The sequence below is a fragment of the Nonomuraea rosea genome (genome assembly GCF_039539705.1).
Classification (GTDB): domain Bacteria; phylum Actinomycetota; class Actinomycetes; order Streptosporangiales; family Streptosporangiaceae; genus Nonomuraea; species Nonomuraea rosea.
The window spans coordinates 78,544-102,717 of sequence record NZ_BAABDQ010000015.1; the positions used below are offsets into that span (position 1 = coordinate 78,544).

The window sequence follows — 24,174 nt, forward strand, 5'->3', positions numbered from 1 at the left end:
ACCCGGCCGTCCGCCCGGCGTAGACCATCTGGTCAAGAGCTCTCCGTCACCACGCCGAGGACGTCCGAACGGCCGATGGTGCCGCCTCCGGCCTTGTCCATCTCGGCACGGGAATCGCGGGAGACGTGGCGGTTGTCGCTCATGACCCAGACCCGGTCCTGCGGAACCGTGATGTCGAACCACTTCGCCGACGCCGGACCACTCGGAATGTACGGCTCCTTCACGGGTGCGCCGTTCACCTGCAGCGCCGCCGAGGGGTTGTCGCAGCACGCCACTCTGTCCCCTGGCACTCCGATGACCCGCGAGATGTAAGTGCCGCCCGCGCGGACGGCGGTCCAATCCGCAGGTGCCCGGTAAATGATGATGTCGCCCCGACGCGGCACGTACGCGTCGTCGGTACGCCGCGCCGACACCGTCGAGCCTCGCTTGATCGCCGGCTCCATGGACTCGCTGCCCATGGTCACGGTGACCCTGCCGAGAGCCCCGTCGACGACCCCGCAACCGGCGATCGGCGGCATTAGGAGGACTAAGCACAGGACTGCCGGAAGGCGACGTATCACCAGAACATTGTGCAGGCACAAGTGATCAGTGCCGCCATGAATGGATCACGGTCTCATCACCTGCGGAGGCGAGGACGGTGGGGCTGGCTCCACCGTCGCCGGGTGGCGATTTCCTACCCCGGCCGGTGGGCCGACGCCCATGGAGTGCGGCCCGCCAGGTCGCGAGGCTGGACAGGAGCAAGCCTGGCCGAGCGGATGAGAGGGACACGTGATCGAAGTGAGAGGGCTGAGCATGCGGTACGGCCGCACGCTCGCCGTGGACGACCTGACCTGCACGGTGAGACCGGGACTGGTGACCGGGTTCCTGGGGCCCAACGGCGCCGGCAAGTCCACGACCATGCGGGCCGTGCTCGGCCTGGAGCTCCCCACCGCCGGTGCGGCGCTGGTGGACGGCCGCCCGTACGTGGAGCTGCGCCGGCCCATGCGCACGATGGGGGCGCTGCTGGACGCCGGGGCCGTGCACGGCGGCCGTACCGCCCGCGCCCATCTCGGCTGCCTGGCCCGCAGCAACGGCATCGGCCACGGCCGGGTGGGCGAGGTGCTCGACCAGGTCGGCCTGACGGACGTCGCGAGCAGGCGGATCAGCGGGTTCTCCCTGGGCATGAAGCAGCGCCTGGGCATCGCGGCGGCGCTGCTGGGCGATCCGGCGGTGCTGATGTTCGACGAGCCGCTGAACGGGCTGGACCCGGAGGGCATCCGCTGGCTCCGCGACCTGCTGCGTTCGCTGGCGGCCGAGGGGCGCACGGTCCTGCTGTCCAGCCACCTGATGAACGAGATGGCGCTCACCGCCGACCACGTCATCGTCATCGGACGGGGCCGGCTGATCGCCGACACCGCCATGAACGCCCTGGCCGGGCACTTCCAGGGCGACGTACTGGTCCGCACGCCCCACCCGGAGCGGCTCACCGCCGTCCTGCGCGCGCACGGCGCGACCGTGACGGCCGGGGACGACACCGCCGTCCTGCGCGCGCACGGCGCGACCGTGGCGGCCGGGGACGACGGCGCCCTGTCCGTCCGCGACCTGGACGCGGCCGGGATCGGCGCGCTGGCGCTGTCCGCGGGCATCGCGCTGGCGGAGCTGTCTCCGCGCGGCGCGTCCCTGGAGGAGGCGTTCATGCGGCTCACCGAGGACAGCGTCGAGTACAGGACCACTCCGGCGGAGGCCGTCCGATGATCGACGTGATCGCTTCCGAGTGGCTGAAGCTCCGCTCGCTCCGTTCGAACCTCTACCTGCTGGCCTGCTCGGCGGCGGCCGTCCTGGCCTGCGCCGGGATCGCGTTCATGATCGGCCGTGGGTTCGACGGGCAGACGATGGAAGAGCGGATGGCCTTCCCCGGCAACGGGGACGGCATCGGCAACGGGATCGCCGTCGCCTACTTCGTGTTCGCTCTGCTGGGCGCCCTGGCGATCACCTCGGAGTACGGCACCAGGATGATCCACACGAGCCTGGTGGCCGTGCCGCGCCGGCAGGTGCTCCTGCTGGCCAAGGTGCCGGGCCTGGCCGCGGTCGCGCTGGTGGCGGGCCAGGCTCTGGCGTTCGCCATGCACGCGGCCGCCATGGCGGCGCTCGGCGACCGGGCCGGGCAGTTGCTTCGCGACGGGGTGACGCTGGGCACGTCGCTGTCGGAGCCGGGCGTGCTCGCCTCGGTGATCGTCGCCGGGCTGTCGATGGCCGCGGTCGCGCTGATCGGGCTCGGCGTCGGGGCCGCCGTCCGTTCCACGCCTGGCGCGCTGGTCGTGCTGGCCGTGATCATCGTGGTGCTGCCGGTGGTGGCCAAGACGCTGCCCATGCCGCTGCGCGCGCAGGCCGGCTCGTTCATGGTCGAGAACCTGCCGCTCCAGATCGCGGGGGCCGGCGGCGGGATCCTGCCGCCGGCCGCGGCGGCGGGGCTGCTGGTCGCGTACGTGATCGCGGCGTTGACGGCGGGCGGCACGGTGATCGCGTTGACCGGGCGCCGGCTCAAGGTGCTGGCGATCGGCACGGTCGCGGCCGTCCTGGTCTCGGGGGTGCCCGCCGTCGCGGCCGGTTCGCCGGACCCGGGCCGGTCCACGCCGGCCTGGGCGGACTGCGCGGACAAGAGCCTGGCCAAGGAGCTACGCTGCGCCTCGATCAAGGTGCCGGTGAACTGGGCCGAGCCGTCCGGGCGGAAGATCGACCTGACCGTCGGCCTGCTGCCGGCGACGGGCGCGCAACGCCGGATCGGCACGGTGTTCGCGATCCCCGGCGGGCCGGGCGGCTCGGGCGTGGCGGATCTGAGCCGGAACGCGGGCAGCTTCGCCGAGCTGCGCGATCGTTTCGACGTGGTCAGCGTCGCGCCCCGCAACACCGTCGACAAGGGCCTGCTGCCGTACGACTGCCTCGTCTCCGGTCCGTGGATCACCTTGCCCGGCACCCGCGCCGAGTACGCCGAGCTGGGCGCGCGCAACCGGGCGGCGGCGAAGCGCTGCCGCGCCGCCGACCCCGAGCTCTTCGACCACCTCGACTCGGCCTCCGTGGCCCGGGACATGGAGGCGATCCGCGTCGCGCTGGGCGAGGAGCAGCTGAGCTTCATCGCCAACTCCTACGGCGGCGTACCCGGGATCGACTACTCGCGGCTGTTCCCCGGACGGGTGCGCGCGATGGTGTTCGACGGCTCGGCCAACCCGTACACGGACCGCGCGAAGAGCCGGCTCCCCCATGAGGCGTCCTTCGCCCGCTTCGCTGAATGGTGCGCGGCGACCACCGCCTGCGCGCTGCACGGCCAGGACGCCGGCGAGGTCTGGCGGGCGCTGGTGGCGCGGGCCGACCGCGTCCCGGTGCCGGTCAGGGGCGAATCGCCGCGGGTCGCCTACAGCGGGTTCGACATCAAGGAGGCCGCCGCGCCCAGCATCGTCTCACCGGGTCCCGAGCCCGAGTTCCCCCGATGGACGGAGCTCGCCGAGGCGATCAAGCGGGCGGACGGCGGTGACGCCTCAGGGTTCGCCGACTATGTCCGGCAGAGCACGAAAAGCCCGAAGGTCCCCGCGTTCATCGGGATGAACATGACCCACTGCCTCGACGGCCTCGGATTCCGCGACTACGAGGAGTACCGGAAGCAGCGCCGCGAGGGTGAGCGCCTGCTGCCGAACCTCGCCGGGATCGAGCTCTGGCACCCGCTCTCCTGCGTCGGCTGGCCGGCCCCCGCCACCAACCCGCCCGCGCCGCTGCCCGCCGGAGAACTGCCGCCCTACCTGGGCGTCGGCTCCTGGACGGACTTCGACGAGGCCGCGGACCTCGTACGGCGGGTGCCCGGCTCGGCCGCCGTCCAGTACCAGTGGTACGGCCACGTCCTCTACAACGCGGGCAACGCCTGCATCATCTCCCACGTCAACCGCTACCTGATCAGCCTGCGCCTCCCGTCGCCGGGCACCGTGTGCCGCAAGGCCGTCACCTGAACCCGGCTACACGCTGTGGCTCCGCAAATAGGTGAGGACGGCGAGCACGCGGAGGTTGACGCCGGCCCGCTCGTCGTCGTCCTGCTGCGGCAGCTGGAGCTTCTGCGAGATCGCGGTCACCCGCTTCTCGACGGTTTTGGGACTGTAGTGAAGCTTGTCGGCGATGGCGGCGTTGGACAGGCCCTCCGCCATGAGCTCCAGGACCTGCCGTTCCGACTCGGTCAGCCGCTCCAGCGGGTCCGAGGGGCGGGGCCGCAGCACCGCCTGCCGCACCACTTGGGGATCGATGACGACCTCGCCGGCGGCGACCCGCCGGATGGCGTCGACGATCCTCGACTTCCACGGCCTCGACCCGTTCAGCCTCGCCCGCCCGCGCCTCGGCGTGGACGGCAAGCAGCACTGGGACGACGGCGAGATCATCGACGCGCTCATCGCCAACGGCCACGGCCCTGACGTGCTGTTCGGCCTCGGCAGCACGGGCGGCGGCATCGTCAACGCGCTGACCGCCTACGGCCTCAACGCCGAGGCCGGCTGGTCGGGGGCCTTCAGCGGCGGCTGGCAGGACCAGTGGCGCACGCTTCTGTCCTACGTCGAGCTGGGCCGTCCGGTCCCGGTCTGCCTGGACTTGGGCGCGATAGGCGGCGGCTGGTACACGGCACACTGGGCCGTGGCCTACCGGATCGAGAACGACACCGTCTTCCTGGGCAACTGCCCGTGGATGCCGCAGGTCCCCGTGGCGCAGTTCCTGCACGCCTGGCACTGCTGGTTCCTGCCGTTCGGCTTCAACCACCTGGGCGTGTACGCCCGCCCCTGAGACGCCACCGGCATGAGCGTCACCATCGCCGAGCCGCGTCGGCGGCAGTTCCCGGGGCTGCCGTCCTCGGGGCTGCCGTCGAAGGCGATGGCCGCGCCGGGCGCCTGGCCCCCGTTCAGTCCTTGATCGTGGTGCCCTGCGCGGAGAGGAGACGCCAGGCACCGTCGGAGCCGGCGGCGTACACGTGGGTGTAGCGGCTGCCGGCGACGAACGCGGTGCCGTCGGGTTTGGTGAAGCTCATCCCGGTACGCCCCACGACGATCGCCACGCTGCCGACGACCCGCACGATCGCTTCGTCCGGGAACGAAGCGATCTGCGGGAACTGGAGCGCTCCGGACGCCACCAGGTCCAGGATGAGCTTCTTGTCGGCGACGGCTCCGTCCTCGACCCCCACGAGGACGAAGTCGTCCGACAACAGCGCCTCAAGGAGGTCCGCGTCGCCTGCCACCATGGCGTCGAAGAACCTCTGGTCGTACTGGAGGATGGCGGTCCGGTCCGTGCTCATGTCTGCCCTTTTCGTCGACGGCGAGGGCCAAGGGTAAACGTTGACGCCGGTGACAGGGTCAAATGGCCCCTGCTCCTACTCGCCCTGGGGCAGGTGGGTCTTGGCCTCGTCGTAGGAGCCGTCGCCGGTGGCCCCGGCAGGCCGGTAGACCAGGTACAGCACACCGGTCGTGAACGTCTCGGACTTGATCAGCTCCAGCGGGACGGTGCTCTCCCCCTCGTCGAACAGCCGCTCGCCCTTCCGGACGGCGATCGGGTGCACCAGCAGGTGCAATTCGTCCAGCAGCCCCGCCGCCAGCAGCTGGCGGACCACCGAGACGGAGCCGCTGACGGCGATGCGGCCGCCGTCCTCGTTCTTCACCGCGGTCACCGCCTCGACCAGGTCGCCCTGGAGCAGCTCGGAGTTGCGCCAGGTGAACTCCAGGGGCTGGCGCGACACGACGATCTTCCGTGCGTCGCCGAGCGTCTTGGCGAAGCCGGCGTCCTCGCCGCCCTCCGCCTCCCGCTCCGGCCACGCGCCGGCGAAGCTGTCATAGGTCTTGCGCCCCAGGAGCAGGGTGTCGGCCATCTGCGCCGTCACGGCGGCGCCCATCTCGTCGTTGAAGTACGGGAAATGCCAGTCCGCCGGGTCTTCGACGACGCCGTCGAGGGAGATGAACAGGCTTGCGGCGATCGTCCTCATGACGGTCCTCCAGGTAAGGGGCCGGACCCGTCCGGCCCGGCGGTTCTTGACGTGCTTGCAGCCTCTCGGGACCCGCTTACGAATCGCTTAAGGTCCCCCTTGGACCAGGACGAGACGTCACCGTTAGTAGTGAGGAAGGAGCGTGACGAATCGATAACCCACTATCGCAAGAAATGCCACGAAAAGCAGCCAGGAAAACTTCTTGCCGAACACCACCGCCGCCGTCAGCCCGGCCACGAAGGCTAATCCGGACGACATCATCGCCAAAGCAACCGAATCATTATCGCTATAATCAGGCCACGTCGAATCCCAATCTCGATTGGTCGGCATGAAACTTACGAGCGCGGCAAAAAATGCGAAGCCCCCCAAGCAGCTCCCCGCCACCACACGTCCGACATCAATATCCCGGCGCAATTTCCCACCTCAGAAGCAAGAAGACTCGGACGGTCAACCGCCGACCCGCCTGAAGGGCGGAAGCGGGCGGCCGTGGCGGACCAGCAGCGTCAGCGGCCGGGTGGGCTCGTGCTCCGCGATCGCCCCCTTTCCGTCCACTTTGTTCAGCGGGACACTGGAAGTAAACGTCAGGGATGAACGCTTCCACAGGTGTTATCGCCATTGTGCGGAATAGGGGACAAGCCGATGAAGAGCCCCAGCGTGCGCGGTAATCGCTCTCTGCTCATGCCCCTCCCATGGTCACAGTGAGGTGAAGTCTCATGCCTCCGAGACCCCCGGCGTCTGACGTCCGCCGGGCTCCGCCGGAGCGCGGCGCTCAGCCGCCTCCGGTGGGCTGGGGGTCGTCCGAGGGGGTGGTGCTGTTGGTCCCGGTGGGATCGTCGTCGCCGTTCAGCGTCACGTCTCCGTCGTCCCCGAGCGGGTCGTCGTTGCCCGTGCCGACGTCGTTCTCGTCGCTGCCGTCGTCGTTGTCGTCGACGCCGCAGGCGGGGTCGTCGACGCAGGCGGGATCCTCGTTGCCGACGTCGTCGTCGTTCCCGTCGAGCGGGTCCTCGGTCGGCTTCGGCGCCGGCTTCTGCACCAGGTCGTGCCGCTGACCGGCGAAGGCGGGCGCCGGGAACTGCTCGACCGGCTTGTCGGCCATCGCGATCGTCATGAAGTCACGCCAGATCTTGGTGGGCATGTCGGCGCCCTGGATGTTGCCGAGGGAGACCTCCTTGGGCAGGGGGTACCCGTTGGCGTCCTTCATGACCTTCTTGGTCTTCGGGTTGATCTGCGGGACCTCCTTGTACATCCCGACAGCCGCGGACAGCTGCGGGGTGTAGCCGACGAACCAGGCCTCCTTGTTCTCGTTGTTGGTGCCCGTCTTGCCGGCGATCGGACGGCCGCCGGGCAGCGCGGTGCCCCTGGCCGTGCCGCTCTTGACCACCTGCTGCATCGCGTACGTGGCGTCGGCGGCGGTGTCCGGGCCGATCACCGTCTTGGGCTGGCCGACCTCCGTGATGACGGGTGTCCCCTTGAATGTCTTGACGGAGACGACCACGTGCGCGTCGTGGTGGACGCCGCCATTGGCGAACATGCCGTAGCCGGCGGCCTGCTCGACCGGGGTGACCAGGCCGGCGCCGATGGACATGCCGAACGCGTGGTCCTTGACCGCCTTCCGCAGGTCCTCCTTGTCGATCCCGGCGCCCTCGGCGATCCGCTCGACCTCGTCCAGGCCGACCTCCTGCGCCATCGTGGCGAACGCCGTGTTCACCGAATCGGCGGTGGCCCGGTCGATCTGCACGGCCGCGCCCACGTTGTGCGAGTTGCCGATCGGCTTGGTGCCCGGCAGCGTGACCGGGCCGTTGCCGGACACGTAGCTCTTGAGGCTGTAGTCGTTCTCCAGCCACGCGGCCAGCACGTACGGCTTGAAGGCCGACGCGGCCTGCTTGTAGGCGTCGAAGGCGTTGTTGTTGAAGCTCTTGAGGTAGTCGTGGCCGCTGTAGAACGCGATCACCCGCCCGTTGCGCGGGTCGACGGCGGCCATGTTCGCGTGGATGTTCTTGTCGCCGACGGTGGCGAGGTTGCTCTCGACCGCCTTCTTCGCGGCCTGCATGAGCTTCTTGTCGAACGTCGTGGTGACGCGGTAACCGTTGCTGCGCAGGCTCTCCCTGGAGATCCCCCGCTTCTCCAGCTCACGCTGCACGATGTCGACCATGTAGCCGTTGATGCCCTTGAGGGTCTCTTTCTTGTCCAGCTTGGCGAGCTTGGGGAACTTCGCCGTCGTGGGCAGCTGCCCGTACTTGGCCGGGTCGACGATCGCCATCCCGGAGACGGCGTAGGTGAACCGCTCCCGCGTCGGCGCCCAGTTCTTCGCCGACTCCGCCTTGTCGAACGCCACCGGGCTCTGGACCCGGCCCGCCAGGTAGGCGGCCTCGGCGGTGGTCAGCTTGTCGACGTTCTTGTCGAAGAACGCCTGGGCGGCGGCCTGGATGCCGTTCGCGCCGCGGCCGAAGTAGATGGTGTTGAGGTAGTTGGCCAGGATCTGGTCCTTCGACATCTCCTTGCCGGCGCGGATCGCGACGAAGATCTCCTTGACCTTCCGCTGAAGTGTCCGCTCCTGGCTGAGACCGTCGTAGTAGCCCCGCGCCATCTCCTGCGTGATCGTCGAGCCGCCCTGGACCTGCTGGCCGGTCACCGTGCTCCACACGGACCGCATGATGCCGGACACCGAGATGCCCGGGTCCGTACGGAACGTGCGGTTCTCCGCGGCGATGAAGGCGTCCTGAACATGCAGCGGGATCTTGGAGATCGGGACGATCTCCCGCTTGGTGCCGAGCCGGGCGATCTCGGACTTGCCGTCCCGGTAGTAGATGATGCTGCCCTGCTCGACGGCGTGGTCCTGGGTGTCCACGGGGAGCGGCGTGAGGGCGTACGCCACCATGATCATGCCGAAGAGGCCGGCCACCGACACCGTGCAGGCGAGGACCACGATCTTCCAGCTGGGGATGAACCGCTTCCAGCCGGTACGCCGCGGCCGGCCGCCGTCCTTGTCCGGCTGCCCCGGCCCATCCCCGGGACCGCCGTCACCCGGCCCGCCCGGGCCACCGGACCCACCGGGCCCACCGGGTCCGCTCGGCCCACCCGGCCCACCGGGACCCCTGCGACCGCCGCCGGATCTCCGTGGCCTGTCGCGGCCCGGCTGCGCGGGCTGAGCCATCGCCCGGGCGTCCTCGGAGGCCGCGGCGCGCCGCCGCCCGCCGCGCGGGCTCTCCCCTGGACCGCTCCGATCCGGCTCCGGCGGGTTCTCGGGGTGGGCGGAGGAGTCGTGACTGGGCGTGGCCCGCTGGGCCGAGCGCTGCCGCCGCCCCTGGCGAGCGGATGCGCCGGACCGCCCCCCGGCGTTCTGCGGGCGGCCGGTCTGCTCCGGGTCATAGCTGCTGTTACTCACGGGTCCTTGTTCACTCATCCGGCGATGCGGTCTACGACGTCATCAGCAGGCGGAGAGCGTACCCCCTCAAGCTGTGCATCGACTCTCCGAGGACGAAGAAGACAACAGGTTGTATCAAGGCACAACCTTGGCAGACCCTAACAACTCAGACGCGGACTTTTCGCGCATTCGCCCCCTCGACAGGGCGTGCCAGGCCGGTACCGTGCTTGTGGCCGGCGGCCCCGCTGGGCCCACGGCAGGGCGCCCTGAGGCTGCCGGATGTGGCTGATGTGACTCCTGATGCGCAAGTTGACAGTACGTGTCGTCATTTCTCACGACACCACGAAGCTTCCCCGCATTCGCCCGACCAAAAAGTCCTGCCCGAAAAAACGGCTTTTACCGAAAAGGCGTTATTATCCGCCATCTAGATGATCCGAGCAGATTGCCCAGGTGAGAGGCTATGGCTATCCCCGTACGAGGTTGATACTATTCGTCCGCCTAGCTTACGCATGCATGATCTTTCGTTCGGGGACCTGAGGTCGGCTGCGTTTTTCGCACCAACGGGGGAATTGACGACATCGCCTACGCGGACGGCGCGCCGATACGTGCTGCCCGAAATAAATTTCGCCATTCTCCTGCCCCGCTTCCAAGTCCATTCGGATTGTGCAGGCCCCACGGTCTCGTCGCGGCCCGTCCAGGAGGATCCATGCAGCCGGCCGACTCCCTCCCTAGCTACGAGCAGCTTTTCGGCGAGCTCGACTTCCGCGAGCGGGACGAGTCCCGTTCCGTGTACTCCCCCGCCGCCTACCTCGCCGAGCTGATCCAGCTCCTCGGCGACGACGCTCCGGAGGGGCTGCTCGACGACCTCCTCTCCCGTCGCCCCACGATCAGGAACGTTCCACTCGACGGCACGAACACCTACACCGAGCTCCCCTACCTCGACGTGGTCAACGAGGTTCTGGAGCGGGAGCTGACCAAGGGCGGCACGATCGGGGCCGATCAGGTGCTGCGGGCGCTGCGGCACCCGTTCACCATGCCGTTCTCGCTGCGGCACGAGCGGCTGCGCAGGCTGCTGCACCACCTGAAGGTCGAGCCCGACGAGCTCTATCGCCACCTCGCCGACGTCCCCGCCCCCGACGTCGTCGCCCGGGAGTACCTGGGGCTCACCCGGGACGACGTCGCCGTGCTCACCACCCCGCTCGGCGACGGCCCCGTGCTGCGCGGGCACTGGGGGCTGGACGCTGACGCCGGGGAGACCCTGCGCACCCTGGAGGCGGTCCCCCGGTTCCGGCAGGCCGCCTCGATCAGCGGCACCGAGCTGCGGGAGCTGCTGTACGGCGGCCTCGGCGCGGGCTCGATCGGCGGGGCGACTCCGGAGCGCGCGGCCGCGTCCGCGTTCTTCATCCATCACGGCGGCCCGGTGGTCGGCCTGGACGCCGAGGAGGAGCGGCTCGTCTGCGTGGACGACCCGGCCAACCCCTACGACGACGGCGAGCCGATCCCCGCGGCCTGGTTCGACCGGGTCTCCCGGTTCGTCCGGCTGGCCCGCCGGACCGGGCTGTCCTTCACCGACCTCGACCTGGTGCTGCGCGACTGCTGCGGCAACCGGATCGACGCCAGGGCGCTGCGGCACCTCGCCGTGCTGCTCCACCTGCGCCGCGGCCTGGACGTGCCGATCGACGTCGCCGTCAGCCTGGTCGCCCCGGTGAACACGCTCGGCGCGGGCGACGGCGAGACGCCGAAGGACCTGTTCGACCGGGTGTTCAACGTGCCCTTCGCCACGGCGGGCGCGCCGGTGATCCGCGGATCGGCGCGGGTGCCGTACGCCTACGCCGACCGGCCGGTGCTCGCCTGCGCGGGCGACGTCCTGGCCACCCGCAACAAGGAGTACCGGCGGCGGGTCACCGCGGCGCTGTCCCTGACCGAGGACGAGCTGACCGCCCTCGTCAGCCGATTCCGGGAACGTTCCACCACGAACGAAGTGCCCCCGTTCGACCGGGCGACCGGCCCGGCCGAGCTGTCGCTGCTGCACCGGATCCACCGGCTCTCCGTGGCACTCGGCGTCTCGGCCGCGGAGCTGCTCGACGTCCTCGACGCGCTGGAGTGCGACCCGGCGCTGCAACGGCACACCACGTTCCCGCTGCTGATCGACACGGGCATGAGCTCCGACGACTACTACGCGGTGCTGGCCGGCGGGGACGTCGCCGCCGGTCTGTGGCTGATGCAGACCCTGCTGGCCGTGGTGCCGTGGATGCAGTCCGCCGACCTGAACGGCCGCGAGCTGGCCACGGTGCTCAGCGCCGCAGCAGCGCGAGGGCAGGCCGCATCAGGCAGCCAAGCCAGCCTGAACGGGCAGTCGCCGGGCGGACAAGCCCTGAGCGGAGAGGCCCTGAGCGGAGAGGCCCTGAGCGGAGAGGAGCCGGACGCCGACGCGGCCCTCCTGGCGGAGCTGCGCCGGCGGTTCGAGGCGCTCGCGCCCTCCCCCGGCCTGTTCACCTCCCAGCGGTTCGGCCCGCGCGCCGCCGGCGTGATCAACGACATCGCCGTAGCCCACCCGAGCGGCGTGGTGTCCCCCCGGGACGCCCGGCTGCTGCGCGTCGACCCGGCCCGCGCCGCGACCGCCGCCTTTACCGCGCTCAACGAGCTGGGCATGGTGGTGGGCGGCGACCTGGAGGGCATCGGGCTCGGCGACCGCCTCGCCGCCAAGGTCCACGCCAACCTGGTCGTCGCCGGCCACCTGGAGCCAGGCGGCTCCCTGGCGGCCGATCCGCTGCCGGAGACCCCCTCGGGGCTGCGGCTGGCCCGTGACTTCGGCAAGCACCGCGACGCGCTGTTCGACCTGGTACGCAGCCTGTCCCCGATGCCCGGCCCCGGGGAATCGCTGCCGGAACCGGCCGTCTTCTTCCCCTCCGACCTGACGAAGCTGGCGGGCCTGAGCGACGCGGAGCGCGCCGAGCTGTACGACAACCTGGTCTTCAACGGCTACCTCGACGACGACGGCACCGTGCTGCGGCCCGGGTTCTTCGCCCGTGCGGAGAACCGCGCCACGTTCGCGGTGAACGCCGACCTGAGCGGCGTCCTGGCCGGCGTGCACGTCCGGCTGCGCGAGCTGGCCGCCCGGTTCACCGGCGGGGCCGTCGTCTTCGACCCGGCGGTCCTCGCCACGCTGCCGCTGTCCCCGCAGCAGGTCACCGACCTGGTCGAGAGCCTGCGCTGCAACGGCCACATCGACGCCGGCGGCTTCTTCACCGAACCCGCGGCGCTGCTCGACCCCGGTCTCGGTGAGCTGGCTCTGGCCCTGGAGTTCTACCCGTACCGGCGGCACGTCCTGGACGCCCTGCGCGGCCCGCTCACCCAGGCCCGGGCCGAGCTGCTCACCGTCACGGCGGCGGACTTCGCGGACATCACCGACCCGGCCGCCGCGCAGCGGGCGGCGGACCTGCTGGACGGCGTCCACCTGGCCGACGACCGCATCCTGCCGAGCAGCCAGGCGTTCTTCGCCGACCCGGCGGGCCGGCTGGAGCTGACCGGGTTCACCGCGGCCGAGAACTCCGCGATCTTCCAGCGGATCGCCACCGCCCTGTCCGACGCCCGCCCCTACCGGGTCGACCCGGCGGCGGCGGCCGAGCTCGGCTTCGACGCGGACGAGCAGGCCCAGCTCGTGGTCAGGCTGGTCGACGCCGGGCATCTCACCCCGGAGCTGGGCATCCCCGAGCACCGGCTCGGCTATTTCGCCGAGGTGTACAACGCGCTGGACTTCGTCCTGCCCGGCCTGGAGGACTTCGCCAAGGACGTCTTCTTCCTGCTGCACGCCGTCGCGGTGCGGACGAACGCGGCGATCGCCGAGATCATCACCAAGCTGGAGGCGCTGGCCGGCCGGCAGCGTGCCGCGCTGCTCCTCGTGCTCCAGGACGAGCTCGGGGTGAGCGCGCCGATCGTCGCCGCGGCCTGCACGGCGGTCGCCGGTGGCCCGGACGAGGCGGTGGAGCTGCTGGCCGCCCCCGCGCTGGCCGGCGCGGAACGCGGCGCCGACCTGCCCCCGGACTCGCGCGCCGCCCTCCGGCGGATCCGCGCCGTCGCCCTGCTCGCCGGGAAGTTCGGCCTCGACGCGAACCAGATCACCCTCGCCTTCCGCGACCAGGACCTGGCGGGCAAGTTCCCCGAGCCGCTGGCCGCGCCCCGCGGCGTCGACAGCATCGACGCCCTGCTGGAGAGCTCCGACGGCAACGTCTACCTGTTCCGCGGCCGGGAGTGCTGGGTGTACGGCCCCGGCTACGTCCGCACCGGTGACGAGCCGGTGCCGCTGACCGAGCTGTCCGCCCGGTTCGGCGTCCTCACCGGCGTCGACGCCGCGTTCAGCGACATCAACGGCACCGACTGGATCATCGGCAGGGGCGGCGACGGCGTCCCGCGCACGTTCACCAGGGAGCGCGGCGGCGCCCGGTGGGCCCCGAAGCAGCAGGAGTGGGGCGTGGTCGAGAACGCCTTCGACGCCCCCGCGGCGATCGACGCGGCGTTCACCGACGAGGAGGGCCGCGTCTACCTGTTCTGCGGCGAGCAGTACGTCCGCTACTCCGGGCCGGGGCGCGAGCACGTCGACCCCGGCCACCCCCGCCGGATCGGCGAGTGGTGGGAGGACGGGCAGCGCGGCGCCGAGTTGCCCGGCCGGTTCCGCCGCTCGCTGGACGCCGCCTTCCGCGGCACCGACGACACCACCTACCTGTTCTCCGGGGACCATTTCCTGGCCGTGGACGGCACCGCCGCCGCGCGCCCGGTCGCCGACGTCTGGGGGCGGCTGCGCAACGCGTTCGCCGATACCGGCCAGATCGACGCCGCCTGCGCCGACGGGGCCGCCTACCTGGTGTTCTCCGGCGACCAGGTGTTCCGCTACAGCGGCGACGTCGAGAGCGGCGAGCTGCGGGCGGACGCGGGCTTCCCGCAACTGATCGAGGCGTTCCTCCAGGGTGTCCCGACCGAGTTCACCGGCGGGATAGAGGCCGCCTTCCGCGACCCCGCCGGAGTGCTGCACCTGTTCAAGAACGGCAGGACGGTCGCCCTGCGCCAGAGCGGGCCGGACCTCGCGGCCACCGCGCACCGCTGGGGGACCATCGGCGCGGCCCTGCCCGGCGGCACGGTCGACGCGGCCTTCGTCGGCCTGGACGGCCGCACCTACCTGTTCTCCGGCGACCGTTACCTGCGCTACTCCGGCGCCGACTACTCGACGGCGGACCCGGGCTACCCGCGGCGCATCGCCGACGACTGGGGCGGGCTGCTGCGGGTGGACGCCGCGTTCACCCTGGACGGCGCCACCCACCTGTTCGGCACGGCCGGGCTGATCACCTGCATCCCGGTGGAGCACGCCGACGACCTGAACGCGGGCCGGCTGCCGTACCCGGTGCGGCGGCTGCTGCTGGAGCACGGGATCGCCGCCGCCGAGGACGCGCCCGTGTCCGGGTCCGGCACCGCGTGGCAGATCACCGCCGGCCACGGGATCCGGCTGGCGCTGCGCCGCGCCGTGGACCCGGCCGCCGTGGACCCGATCACCGGGAAGCGGGCCTCGGACGAGTATCGGATCGAGGTGCACTGCGCCCAGCCGTCCGACGCCTCCTTCCACGTCCGCTACGCGACGAAGGACTACACCGCCCCCGACGCCGCCCACCCGCAGGCGCTGGCCGCCAACCGGTGGAACCTGCCGGACGCGCTGGCCGACGCCCCGTTCACCCGGGTGGACGCCGCGTTCACCGGCCGGGACGGCCTGATGTACCTGTTCTCCGGCAGCCACTACGCCACCTTCGACAACAAGCGCCGCTGGTGGTCGGAGCCGCAGCCGCTGCGCCGGCACTGGGACGACCTGCCGTTCGGCCAGGTCGACGCGGCCCTGCTGGGCAAGGACGGCCGGACCTACCTGTTCTCCGGCACCGAGTACGTCCGGTGCTCGACCGGCGACCACACCCGGATCGACGACCGCTACCCGGCGACCATCGTCCGCTTCTGGGGGAACGTGGTCAGCGCGATCGCACGTACCGGGCGGGTGGACGCGACCCTCGTGGCGGACGACACCGACGCGGACGGCGTCGTGCGCACCCGTACCTACCTGTTCTCCGGCAACCAGTACGTCCGCTACACCGGCGCCGACCTGACCACGCCCGACCTCGGCTACCCGCAGGTCCTGGCCGCGCTGCCGCACGAGCCGCGGCTGGGCAACCTGAAGGAGGCGCCGGCCGTCGTGGACGCGGCGTTCGCCGACCGGGGCACCGTGTACCTGTTCGGCGGCGGGCGCTGCCACGCGGTCTCCCAGACCGCCTACCGCCGCTACGCGAACGCGTTCACCGAGCCGGTCCGCTGCGCGTTCGACCAGGACGGCGCGCTGCTGGCCGAGCAGCCAGGCGGCTGGCACCGGCACGGCCAGCCGGAGCGGGCGGCCGTCGCGCCGCAGCCGGTCCGGCCGCGGTTCCCGCGCGCGGTGCCGCCGGAGTACCGGGCCGATCTGGACGCCGTGCTGCACGGCGCCGACGGCAACACCTACCTGTTCAAGGGCGCGTCCTGCTTCGACACCCGGCTGGGGCGGGCCTACCCGCTGTCCGAGGAGTGGGGCCGGCCGCGCAACAACGTCGTCCACGACAACGCGGTGGACGCCGCGTTCGTCGGCACCGACGGCAGGACCTACCTGTTCAGCGGCGACCAGTTCGTGGTGTATTCCGGCGAGGCCGCCATGGACGCCGACGTCGACGGCGCGCCGCTGCCGATCGCGGCGCACTGGGGCGGGCTGACCCGGGTGACGCTCGCCTACGTGCAGGACGAGACCACGTACCTGTTCGAGCCGCCCCGGCCCGACGGCACGATGCGCTACGTCACCTACACCGGCCGCGACTACACCCGGGCGCCGGAGGGCGGGGTGCCGCTGATCGCCGACGCCGGGTTCTGGGGCGTGCCCGAGGAGTACCGTCCCGCCGGGTTCACCGTGCCGGACGCCGTGCTGTCCGTCGGCGAGACGATGCTGCTGCTGTTCGACGGCCAGTACGTACGCCGCGACCCGGCCGGCCCCGCGGGCACGACGACCGGCGGGCCGGTGACCGGGGCATGGTCGCAGCCACGTCCGCTGGAGCGCGTCTGGCGCGAGCTGGCCAAGGCCGACGGCCTCACCAGCGCGTACGTCGGCCGCGACGGCGCCACGTACTTCTTCTTCCCCGGCGAGTTCGCCCGCTACGACGGCGCCCTGGCGGCGCGGCGGCCGATCCGTGACGCCTGGGGACGGACCCGCAACAACTTCCTGGGCACCGGCGAGGACGTGGTGGACGCCGCGTTCGCCGACACCGCCGCCGATGGGAGCCGGGTCACATACCTGTTCTCCGGCGACCAGTACGTCCGCTACACCGGCGCCTCCTACCGGTACGCCGACCCCGGCTATCCCAGGCCGATCGCCGGCAACCTGCGCGCGGAAGAGGCGTTCACCGGCCTGCCGGTGTCCTTCGACGAGGACCTGGCCGACCGGCTGGAGGCCGACGGGCGCTCCATGGTCGACGCCGTGGCCGGCAGCGGGCGTACCGTGCGGATCCTGTCCGGCGGCGTCTGCCATGTGCTGTCGCGCGGCCTGACCGCGCGGTTCGACCAGACGGCGCTGGCCCGGGTCCGCAACACCGTCGCCGAGCGTCAGCGCGTGGACGCCGCCCTGGTGGTCAGTGGGGAAACCACTCCGCGTACCTTGCTGTTCTCCGGCGACCAGTACGTCCGCTACTCGGACGCCGGCGGCTACGACCAGATCGACGAGGGCTACCCCCGGGTCATCGCCGAGGCGCTGCCCGCCGAGCTGGGCATCGGCGAGCTGCCCGAAGCCTTCCGCGACGCGATCGACGCGGCGTTCCAGGACACCGGCGGCGTCACATACCTGTTCGCCGGCCCCCGCTACCTGCGGATCGAGAACGGCCGGGCGACCGAGGCGCCGATCGCCGGCGTCTGGGGCGTGGTCGACAACGCGTTCCGCGCCCCCGGGGCGACCGTGCAGGCCGCGTTCACCTCCCGCGACGGTGACCTGTACGTCTTCTGCGGCGGCCAGTACGCCCGCTACCGGATGACTCTGATGGACACCGTGGAGGCCGGCTATCCACGGCTGGTGGCCGGCGACTGGGGCAACCTGCCCGAGACGTTCGACGCCGGGCCCGACGCCGCGTTCTCCTTCGGCGGCCGCGCCTACCTGTGCCTGGGCACCGAGCACGTCCGCTACTCAGGGGACCGGTACGACGTCCCCGACAGGACCTATCCACAGCCGTTCCGGCACCGCTGGTCCGGCACGGCCGACTTCCGGCTGAGCGACGTGCGGACGATCGCCCGGTTCGCCGAGCTGGCCCGGGCCCACTCCGGTGACCTGGCCGCGTTCCTGCTGCCCGGCGAGGCCGCCGTCGCGGACCCGTACCGGTTCCTGGCCGACCTGTTCGGCTGGGACGCCGACGAGATCCGGTGGTGCCGGCGGCGGGTCGGCCTGCTGACCGACGGCGCGGCGGACGAGTCGCTGTTCGAGCTGGAGTTCCTGATCCGGATCGCCGGCCTGTTCGCCTTCACCGGCCGGCTGGGCACCGTGCCGTCCGCGCTGCACGCCGACGTGTGGTCCCGGATGCACGCCGACGGCGGCGACCCGGCGCTGGACGCCGCCGCCGAGGCGCTGCAGGAGCTGCTGGCCCGCCGCAACGACCCGGCGGACTGGCCGGCGCTGAAGCGCACCCTGCACGACGAGCTGAACGTGCTGCGGCGCGACGCGCTGGTCGCGGCCGTGCTCGGCCGCAGCCCCGGCGACCGGCTGCGCACCGCCAGGGACCTGTTCGACCGGTTCCTGATCGACGTCGAGATGGGCCCGCGCGGCATCACCTCCCGGGTCAGGGAGGCCATCGCCGCCACCCAGCTCTACGTGCACCGCTACCTGCTCGGCCTGGAGTCTCCCCCGGCCACCGGGGTCGTCGCGACCGTCGCGACCGCCGGTGTCGTCGAGTCCGCCGAGGATGCCCGCCGGCGGATCCGCGAGTGGTGGCAGTGGATGCGCGGCTACCGGCTGTGGGAGGCCAACCGCAAGGTCTTCCTCTATCCGGAGAACTACATCCGGCCGGAGCTGCGGGCCGACCGCACCCCCGCGTTCCGCGCGCTGGAGGGCGACCTGCTGCAGAACGAGATCACCGCCACGACGGTGGAGCAGGCCTACAAGCGCTACCTGGACGAATACACCGAGGTGTCCCGGCTCACCATCGCCGGCGGCTACGTCTACACCAAGGACAGGACGACCGGCGGCCCGTACCGGCTGGCGCTGTTCGGGCGGACCAAGACCGACCCGCGGCGCTACTACCACCGCCGGGCGGAGTTCACCAGCCGGGACCGGCTGGCGGCGTCCTGGGAGCCGTGGCAGAAGGTCAACCTGCAGATCGACGCCGACGAGGTGCACCCGGTGCACGCCTTCGGCCGGATGTTCGTGTTCTGGACGGCCGTCGAACCGGTCGCCGACGATGGGGCGACGACCACCGTGGTGGCCGCGTCCAAGGGCGACGAGCAGCAGGTCAGCGGCAAGCCGGCGACCCGGCAGATCAAGATCTTCTACTCGTTCGAGAACCTGAACAAGGAGTGGGTGGCGGCGCAGACGCTCGGCGTGGGCGCCCCGCGCAGCGGCACGATCGACGACATCACCCTGTTCATCCAGCCGGTGGCCGCCGGCGAGGACCGTACCTCCGTCGTGGTCGCCTGCGCCTACACGGTGACCACGCCGAACCCGCCGGCCGAGGACGGCAAGCCGCAGCCGCCGAGCGTGCTGCGCACCGGGCTGATGTTCTCGCTCAGCTCCGAGCTGGTCGCCGAGGACCTCACCGAGCGGGCGCTGGCCGACGTCCCCGGCTTCTCCGACCTGCCCTTCGGGATCTTCTTCGGCCCCATGCTGAACGTGCTGGCCGGGCTGTGGGTGGCCGGTGAGACCGACGACAAGGTCGCCCAGGCCCTCACGGCGGCGTCCGAGCGGGTCGCCGAGGTCTTCGTCGATTCGGTGCGGCCGACCGACGTCGTCAGGTTCGACACCCCGGTCGCGGCCGAGTCCGGGTCCTGGTTCAGCGTGGACGTCAAGGGCGGCAGCTTCCTGTGCCGCCCGGCCGACGCCGGGCCTGACGAGTCGGCCGCCCTGCTGCCGCTGAGCGGCAACGACGACAAGCTGCCGGCGTGGGGCCAGGTGGACGCCGCGGTCGAGCTGCCCGACGGCGCCCGGTACTTCTTCGACAACACCGCCGGCCAGTACGCGGAGTCGGTGCCGGGGAAGGTCCCCGACGGGGCTCCGCCGGGCACGCCCGCGGGGGCGTTGAGCGGGCGGCTGACCACCTCCGCCCGGTGGGGCCTGGTCCCCACCGTCCTGCCCAAGGCCGACAAGGTCGACACGGTGTTCAGCCGCGGCCAGTACACCTACGTCTTCTCCGGCCAGCGCTACGTCCGGTTCACCGGCACCCCGTTCCAGGTCATCGACGACGAGTACCCGAAGAACATCAAGACCAACAGGGAGGGGCTGCCGCCGTGGACGAAGGTGGACGTCGCGTTCACCACCCCTGACGGCGTCGAGTACTTCGTCTCCCACGCCCTGGGGAGCTACATGACGTCCGAGGACATCGCCGCCGCGGCGGCCAAGAACCCTCCCGAGCCTCCCGCCGACCACCAGCTGACCGACCTGTGGGTGTTCGATCGACTCCCGAACACCTTCAAGCCGCTGGACGCGGTGCTGGTCAACGACCGCTTCGCCGTCGCGTTCGCCGGGGAGACGTACGCCCGCTACTCCTGGACGACCGAGTCGAACGGGCGAGGAGGACAGAAGAAGAGCCGGTTCGTCCTCGACGAGGCCGGCAAGGAGAACGCCTACCCCCGCCCCCTCATCGGCAACAAGCTGGGCCTGCCGGAGACCCGGGTCAACGCTGCGCTCTGGCGGGACAACACCGCGTACTTCTTCGACAACGGCGACAACGGCACCACGGGCGGCACCGGCAGCGGCTTCTACCGCAAGGTCCTCGTCAACGGAACCTCCAGCCGGCACAAGATCAGCGCCACCACCCAGCTGGCCACGACGGGGAAGGTCGGCGCGGCCTACACCGGCGCCGGCAAGCTGTACCTGACCAGCGGCATGGAGTACGTCCGCTACACCCTGGACCACGGCCTGCCCGGCCGTCTCATCGACACGGGCTATCCCAAGCCGCTGACCAGGGAGATCAACACCGCCTTCACCCGCGGCGGCCACGTCTACCTGTTCTCCGGCGCCGCCTACGCCCGTGGCGAGACCGCCCGCGGGCCCGACGAGGCCGGCGCGTACCTGCCGGTCGCCGGCGCCTGGGGCGGGCTGCCCCGCGAGTCGCCCACCCCGTTCGACGCCGCGATGGACTCCGACGAGGGCCTGTTCCTGTTCGCCGGCGGCTCCTACGCACGCCGCGCCAAGACCGCGGCGGTGCCGCGCCCGTACGAGCGCAGCTCCCTGCCCTTCGAGATCATCCGGCTGACCACGGGCACCGCGTTCGCGCTCAACCAGCGGCTGCTGTCGGGCGGCGTGGCCGCGCTGCTCGACACCGCCACCCAGGAGATCGACGAGGTGGCGGTCACCACCGATCCCGACGCCACCACGGCGGTCCGGGTCCGGGAGGGCACGGTCGACGAGGGGCGGCTGCCGACCGGCGCGCACCTGGACTTCCAGAGCGCCAACGGCCTCTACTACTGGGAGATCTTCTTCCACGCGCCGCTGCTCATCGCGCAGGCGCTCAACGAGGCGCAGCGCTTCGAGGACGCCAAACGGTGGTACGAGTACGTCTTCGACCCGACGAACCCGCAGGGGCACTGGCGTTTCCTGCCGTTCCTCGGCGCCGACCTGCAGGCCCTCGCCGACGGCTGCGCGCGCGACCTGGAGGTGCTGCGTGTGCTCGGCGTCACCGTCACGACGGTCGAGGAGGCCGGGCTGCCGGACGTGCTGGGCGCGCTGCGCCGGCTGGCCGCCGCCGACACCGGTGACGGCCGGCCCGGCGCGGGCGACCTGCTCACCGTCACCGACGACGACACGCACGAGGCCATCGCCGACGCCGTCTCCGCGCTGGCCGCCACCACGGGGCTGACCCCGGGACAGGCCGCCGCCGTGGCCGCGCTCGGCGAGCGGACCGCCGTGCTCGCCGACCTGGAGAAGCAGTTGCAGGCCCTGGGCGGCCGGGCCGACCTGCTGGAGGTCTACCGGGAGGACCCGTTCGACCCGCACGCCATCGCCCGGCTGCGCCCGGTGGCCTACCGCCGCGCCGTGGTGATGGGCTACATCGACAACCTGCTCGACTGGGGCGACATGCTGTTCCGGCAGTACACGCCCGAAAGCGTCGACGAGGCGCGGATGCTCTACATTCTCGCGTTCGACCTGCTCGGCGAGGCTCCGGAGCGGCTGGGCACCGGGCTGCCGTCCGTGCCGGAGTCCTTCACCGAGCTGGACGCGGAGGCGGGCGACCTCGACCTGCTCGGCTACCTGACCGGTGGCGGCTCCCTGCTGGAGCAGGCCGGCGAGGTGCACGCGGGCGTGGCCGGCTCCTACTTCCACATCCCGGACAACAGCGTGTTCACCGAGTACTGGGACCGGGTCGCGGACCGGCTGCGCAAGATCCGCGAGTCGCTGAACATCCTGGGGATCAGCCAGCCGCTGCCGCTGTTCGAGCCGCCGCTGGACCCGATGCGGCTGGTGCGCGCCGCCGCCGACGGCACCCCGCTCGGCGAGGCCGCCGCGGCTGCGGCGAGCGTGGCGGTGCCGCCGCAGCGCTTCCAGGTCGCCTTCCGCCGGGCCCAGGAGCTGGTCGACCGGGTCCGCCAGTTCGGCGCCGACCTGCTGAGCGTGCTGGAACGACGTGACGCCGAGGAGCTGAGCGTGCTCCAGGTCAAGCAGGAGGGGACGATACTCGGCCTGACGATCGGCGTCCGGCAGGCGCAGGTGCGGATCGCCGAGGAGGACCTGTCCGAGCTGCGGGAGAGCCTGTCCTCGGCGCAGGGGCGCTCCGACCACTACGGCGACCTCATCGCGAACGGGCTGTCGCCGGCGGAGCACGGTCAGCTGGCGATGATGTCCACCGGCGCGGCCCTGCACGTCGTCGCCGCCATTCTGAAGACTGGCGCGGCGTTCGCCTATCCCGCGCCGCAGGTCAAGGTCGGGCCGTTCATCCTGGGCACCGAGTGGGGCGGCGAGCAGGTCGGCCGGGGCCTGGACAAGGCCGGCGAGGTGCTGGAGTCCTCCGCCGAGGGCATCAGCATGATCGGCGAGGCGCTGGGCGTGCGCGCTCAGCACGAGCGGTCCGTCGAGGACTGGAAGCTGCAGCTCGCGACCGCCGACAGCGACGTGATCCAGATCGGGTACCAGATCAACATCGCGCAGCAGCGGCTGGAGTCCGCCCACCAGGAGCTGAAGATCCTGGAGCAGGAGATCGCGCACAACACGTCCACGGCGACGTTCATGCGGGACAAGTTCACCGGCGCCGAGCTGTACGGGTGGCTGTCCGGGCGGCTGTCCGGCCTGTGCTTCCAGGCCTTCCAGCTGGCCTACGACGCGGCGCGGTCGGCCGAGGCGGCCTACCGCTTCGAGCGCGGCGTACGTGCCGGCGAGGCCGAGGTGATCCGGCCGGCGTACTGGGAGAGCCGGCGCAGCGGCCTGCAGGCGGCCGAGAGCCTGGGCATGGACCTGGAGCGGCTCGGCCAGGCCTACATCACCGGCAACGTCCGCGGCCTGGAGATCACGAAGAAGGTGTCCCTGCTGGAGCTGGACGCGGTGGCGCTGCTGCGGCTGCGCTCCGGCGGCCGGTGCGAGTTCACCCTGGGCGAGGACCTGTTCGACCGGGACTTCCCCGGCCACTTCCTGCGCCAGCTGCGTACCGTGTCGGTGACCTTCACCGACACCGCGGGCGAGCAGCTCGGGCTGAACGCGACGCTGACCCAGCTGAACAGCAAGACCGTGCTGGAGGCCGACTCGAAGGCGGTCAAATACCTGCTCGACCCGCAGGGCGACGTTCCCGCCACCCTGCGCGGCGACTGGCGGCCCAGCCAGCGGATCGCGCTGTCCCAGGTCGAGTACCCGATGGAGAACAACGGCCTGTTCGAGCTGCGCTACGACGACGAGCGCTACCTACCGTTCGAGGGCACCGGCGCGGTGTCCACCTGGCGGCTGGAGCTCGGCGGCGGGCGGCACGGCCTGGCCGGGGCCCTGACGGATGTGGTGCTCACCGTGCGCTACACCGCCGAGCACGGCGGCGAGGTGTTCACCGAGTCGGTCAAGGGCATGCTGCGTCCCTACCCGGCGGCCCTCCTGATCGACGTGGCCCGCGACTTCCCGCAGGAATGGGAGGCGTTCCTCGCCGGCGGCGACCGGCTGGTGCTGCCGCTCTCCCCCGGCCTGTTCCCCGGGATGAGCAGCCGGCGGATCACCGGTCTGTACCCGACGTACGCGTACGCGGGCGAGGCCACGGCGCGGCTGGTGCTGGAGACCGGGCGGCGGCTCCCGCTCGCCGACGGCGTCCCGCTGACCACGCCGGGCCTGAGCCTCAACGGCGGCGGCCCGTCCAACTGGGCCTTCACCGTCGAAGGCGACCGCAGCGCGCTGAGCAACGTCACGCTGGTCCTCATGTACCAGGCCGCCGTGCGATGACGCGCTGATCGTCCCGCCACGCCCCCGCCGGGGCGGACCCCTGCCACGGGGTCCGCCCCGGCCGGTGCCGGCGCGGCGGACCCCGTTCACGAGAGGAGCCACGATGAGCGGAAGCCCGCGCAAGAAGTCACAGCGCAGATCCGTTCCCGACGACACCGGTAAGACCGGGGGCGAGGTCTCTTAACCCGC

General features: G+C 71.5%; 10 protein-coding genes. 4 read left to right on the forward strand and 6 right to left on the reverse strand.

Translation table 11 applies throughout. The annotated features are described in order from the left end of the window. Window positions 1-32: 32 nt before the first annotated feature. Window positions 33-518, reverse strand: coding sequence for a signal peptidase I (gene lepB / locus ABEA43_RS31095; protein WP_345567356.1), 486 nt, complete (start codon window positions 516-518; stop codon window positions 33-35). A 250-nt stretch (window positions 519-768) separates the two neighbouring features. On the opposite strand from lepB, the gene ABEA43_RS31100 reads away from it, so the two are divergent. Together ABEA43_RS31100 and ABEA43_RS31105 are read left to right on the forward strand one after the other, a co-directional pair. Then, the gene (locus tag ABEA43_RS31100) at window positions 769-1,734 is read left to right on the forward strand and encodes an ATP-binding cassette domain-containing protein (protein WP_345567358.1); all 966 of its coding nucleotides are present in this window, start codon (window positions 769-771) and stop codon (window positions 1,732-1,734) included. Further along, entirely contained in the window at window positions 1,731-3,974 is a 2,244-nt protein-coding gene (locus ABEA43_RS31105; RefSeq protein WP_345567360.1) for an alpha/beta fold hydrolase, read from the forward strand. Before ABEA43_RS31100 ends, ABEA43_RS31105 begins: the two co-directional genes overlap by 4 nt. 6 nt (window positions 3,975-3,980) lie before the next feature. On the opposite strand, the gene ABEA43_RS31110 is transcribed toward ABEA43_RS31105, so the two are convergent. Beyond that, complete coding sequence (locus ABEA43_RS31110) at window positions 3,981-4,250, reverse strand: response regulator transcription factor (protein WP_345567362.1); 270 nt, start codon at window positions 4,248-4,250, stop codon at window positions 3,981-3,983. 10 nt (window positions 4,251-4,260) lie between these two features. Here ABEA43_RS31110 and ABEA43_RS31115 point away from each other — a divergent pair, with 10 nt between their 5' ends. After that, window positions 4,261-4,788 carry a hypothetical protein gene (locus ABEA43_RS31115; protein ID WP_345567364.1) on the forward strand — a complete coding sequence of 176 codons (528 nt, stop codon included), beginning with the start codon at window positions 4,261-4,263 and terminating at the stop codon, window positions 4,786-4,788. A gap of 115 nt (window positions 4,789-4,903) precedes the next feature. Here the strand turns inward: ABEA43_RS31115 and ABEA43_RS31120 are convergent, their stop codons facing one another. The 4 genes from ABEA43_RS31120 to ABEA43_RS31135 form a co-directional block, all read right to left on the reverse strand. Beyond that, complete coding sequence (locus ABEA43_RS31120) at window positions 4,904-5,293, reverse strand: YybH family protein (protein ID WP_345567366.1); 390 nt, start codon at window positions 5,291-5,293, stop codon at window positions 4,904-4,906. 75 nt (window positions 5,294-5,368) lie between these two features. Then, window positions 5,369-5,974, reverse strand: a complete 606-nt coding sequence (locus ABEA43_RS31125; RefSeq protein ID WP_345567368.1) for a dihydrofolate reductase family protein — start codon at window positions 5,972-5,974, stop codon at window positions 5,369-5,371. A gap of 123 nt (window positions 5,975-6,097) precedes the next feature. Beyond that, window positions 6,098-6,388, reverse strand: coding sequence for a hypothetical protein (locus tag ABEA43_RS31130; RefSeq protein ID WP_345567370.1), 291 nt, complete (start codon window positions 6,386-6,388; stop codon window positions 6,098-6,100). Window positions 6,389-6,743: 355 nt separating this feature from the next. Continuing rightward, window positions 6,744-9,359, reverse strand: a complete 2,616-nt coding sequence (locus ABEA43_RS31135) for a transglycosylase domain-containing protein (RefSeq protein ID WP_345567372.1) — start codon at window positions 9,357-9,359, stop codon at window positions 6,744-6,746. A gap of 685 nt (window positions 9,360-10,044) precedes the next feature. Here ABEA43_RS31135 and ABEA43_RS31140 point away from each other — a divergent pair. Beyond that, a complete protein-coding gene (locus ABEA43_RS31140) occupies window positions 10,045-23,985 on the forward strand; it encodes a hemopexin repeat-containing protein (protein WP_345567374.1) in 13,941 nt (4,646 codons plus the stop codon). Window positions 23,986-24,174 lie beyond the last annotated feature (189 nt).

Excerpts from the sequence above, each read along its gene's own strand:
- lepB (WP_345567356.1), bottom strand. The coding sequence starts at position 518 with ATGCCGCCGATCGCCGGTTGCGGGGTCGTCGACGGGGCTCTCGGCAGG.
- ABEA43_RS31105 (WP_345567360.1), top strand. The coding sequence starts at position 1,731 with ATGATCGACGTGATCGCTTCCGAGTGGCTGAAGCTCCGCTCGCTCCGT.
- ABEA43_RS31115 (WP_345567364.1), top strand. The coding sequence starts at position 4,261 with ATGACGACCTCGCCGGCGGCGACCCGCCGGATGGCGTCGACGATCCTC.
- ABEA43_RS31120 (WP_345567366.1), bottom strand. The coding sequence starts at position 5,293 with ATGAGCACGGACCGGACCGCCATCCTCCAGTACGACCAGAGGTTCTTC.
- ABEA43_RS31125 (WP_345567368.1), bottom strand. The coding sequence starts at position 5,974 with ATGAGGACGATCGCCGCAAGCCTGTTCATCTCCCTCGACGGCGTCGTC.
- ABEA43_RS31140 (WP_345567374.1), top strand. The coding sequence starts at position 10,045 with ATGCAGCCGGCCGACTCCCTCCCTAGCTACGAGCAGCTTTTCGGCGAG.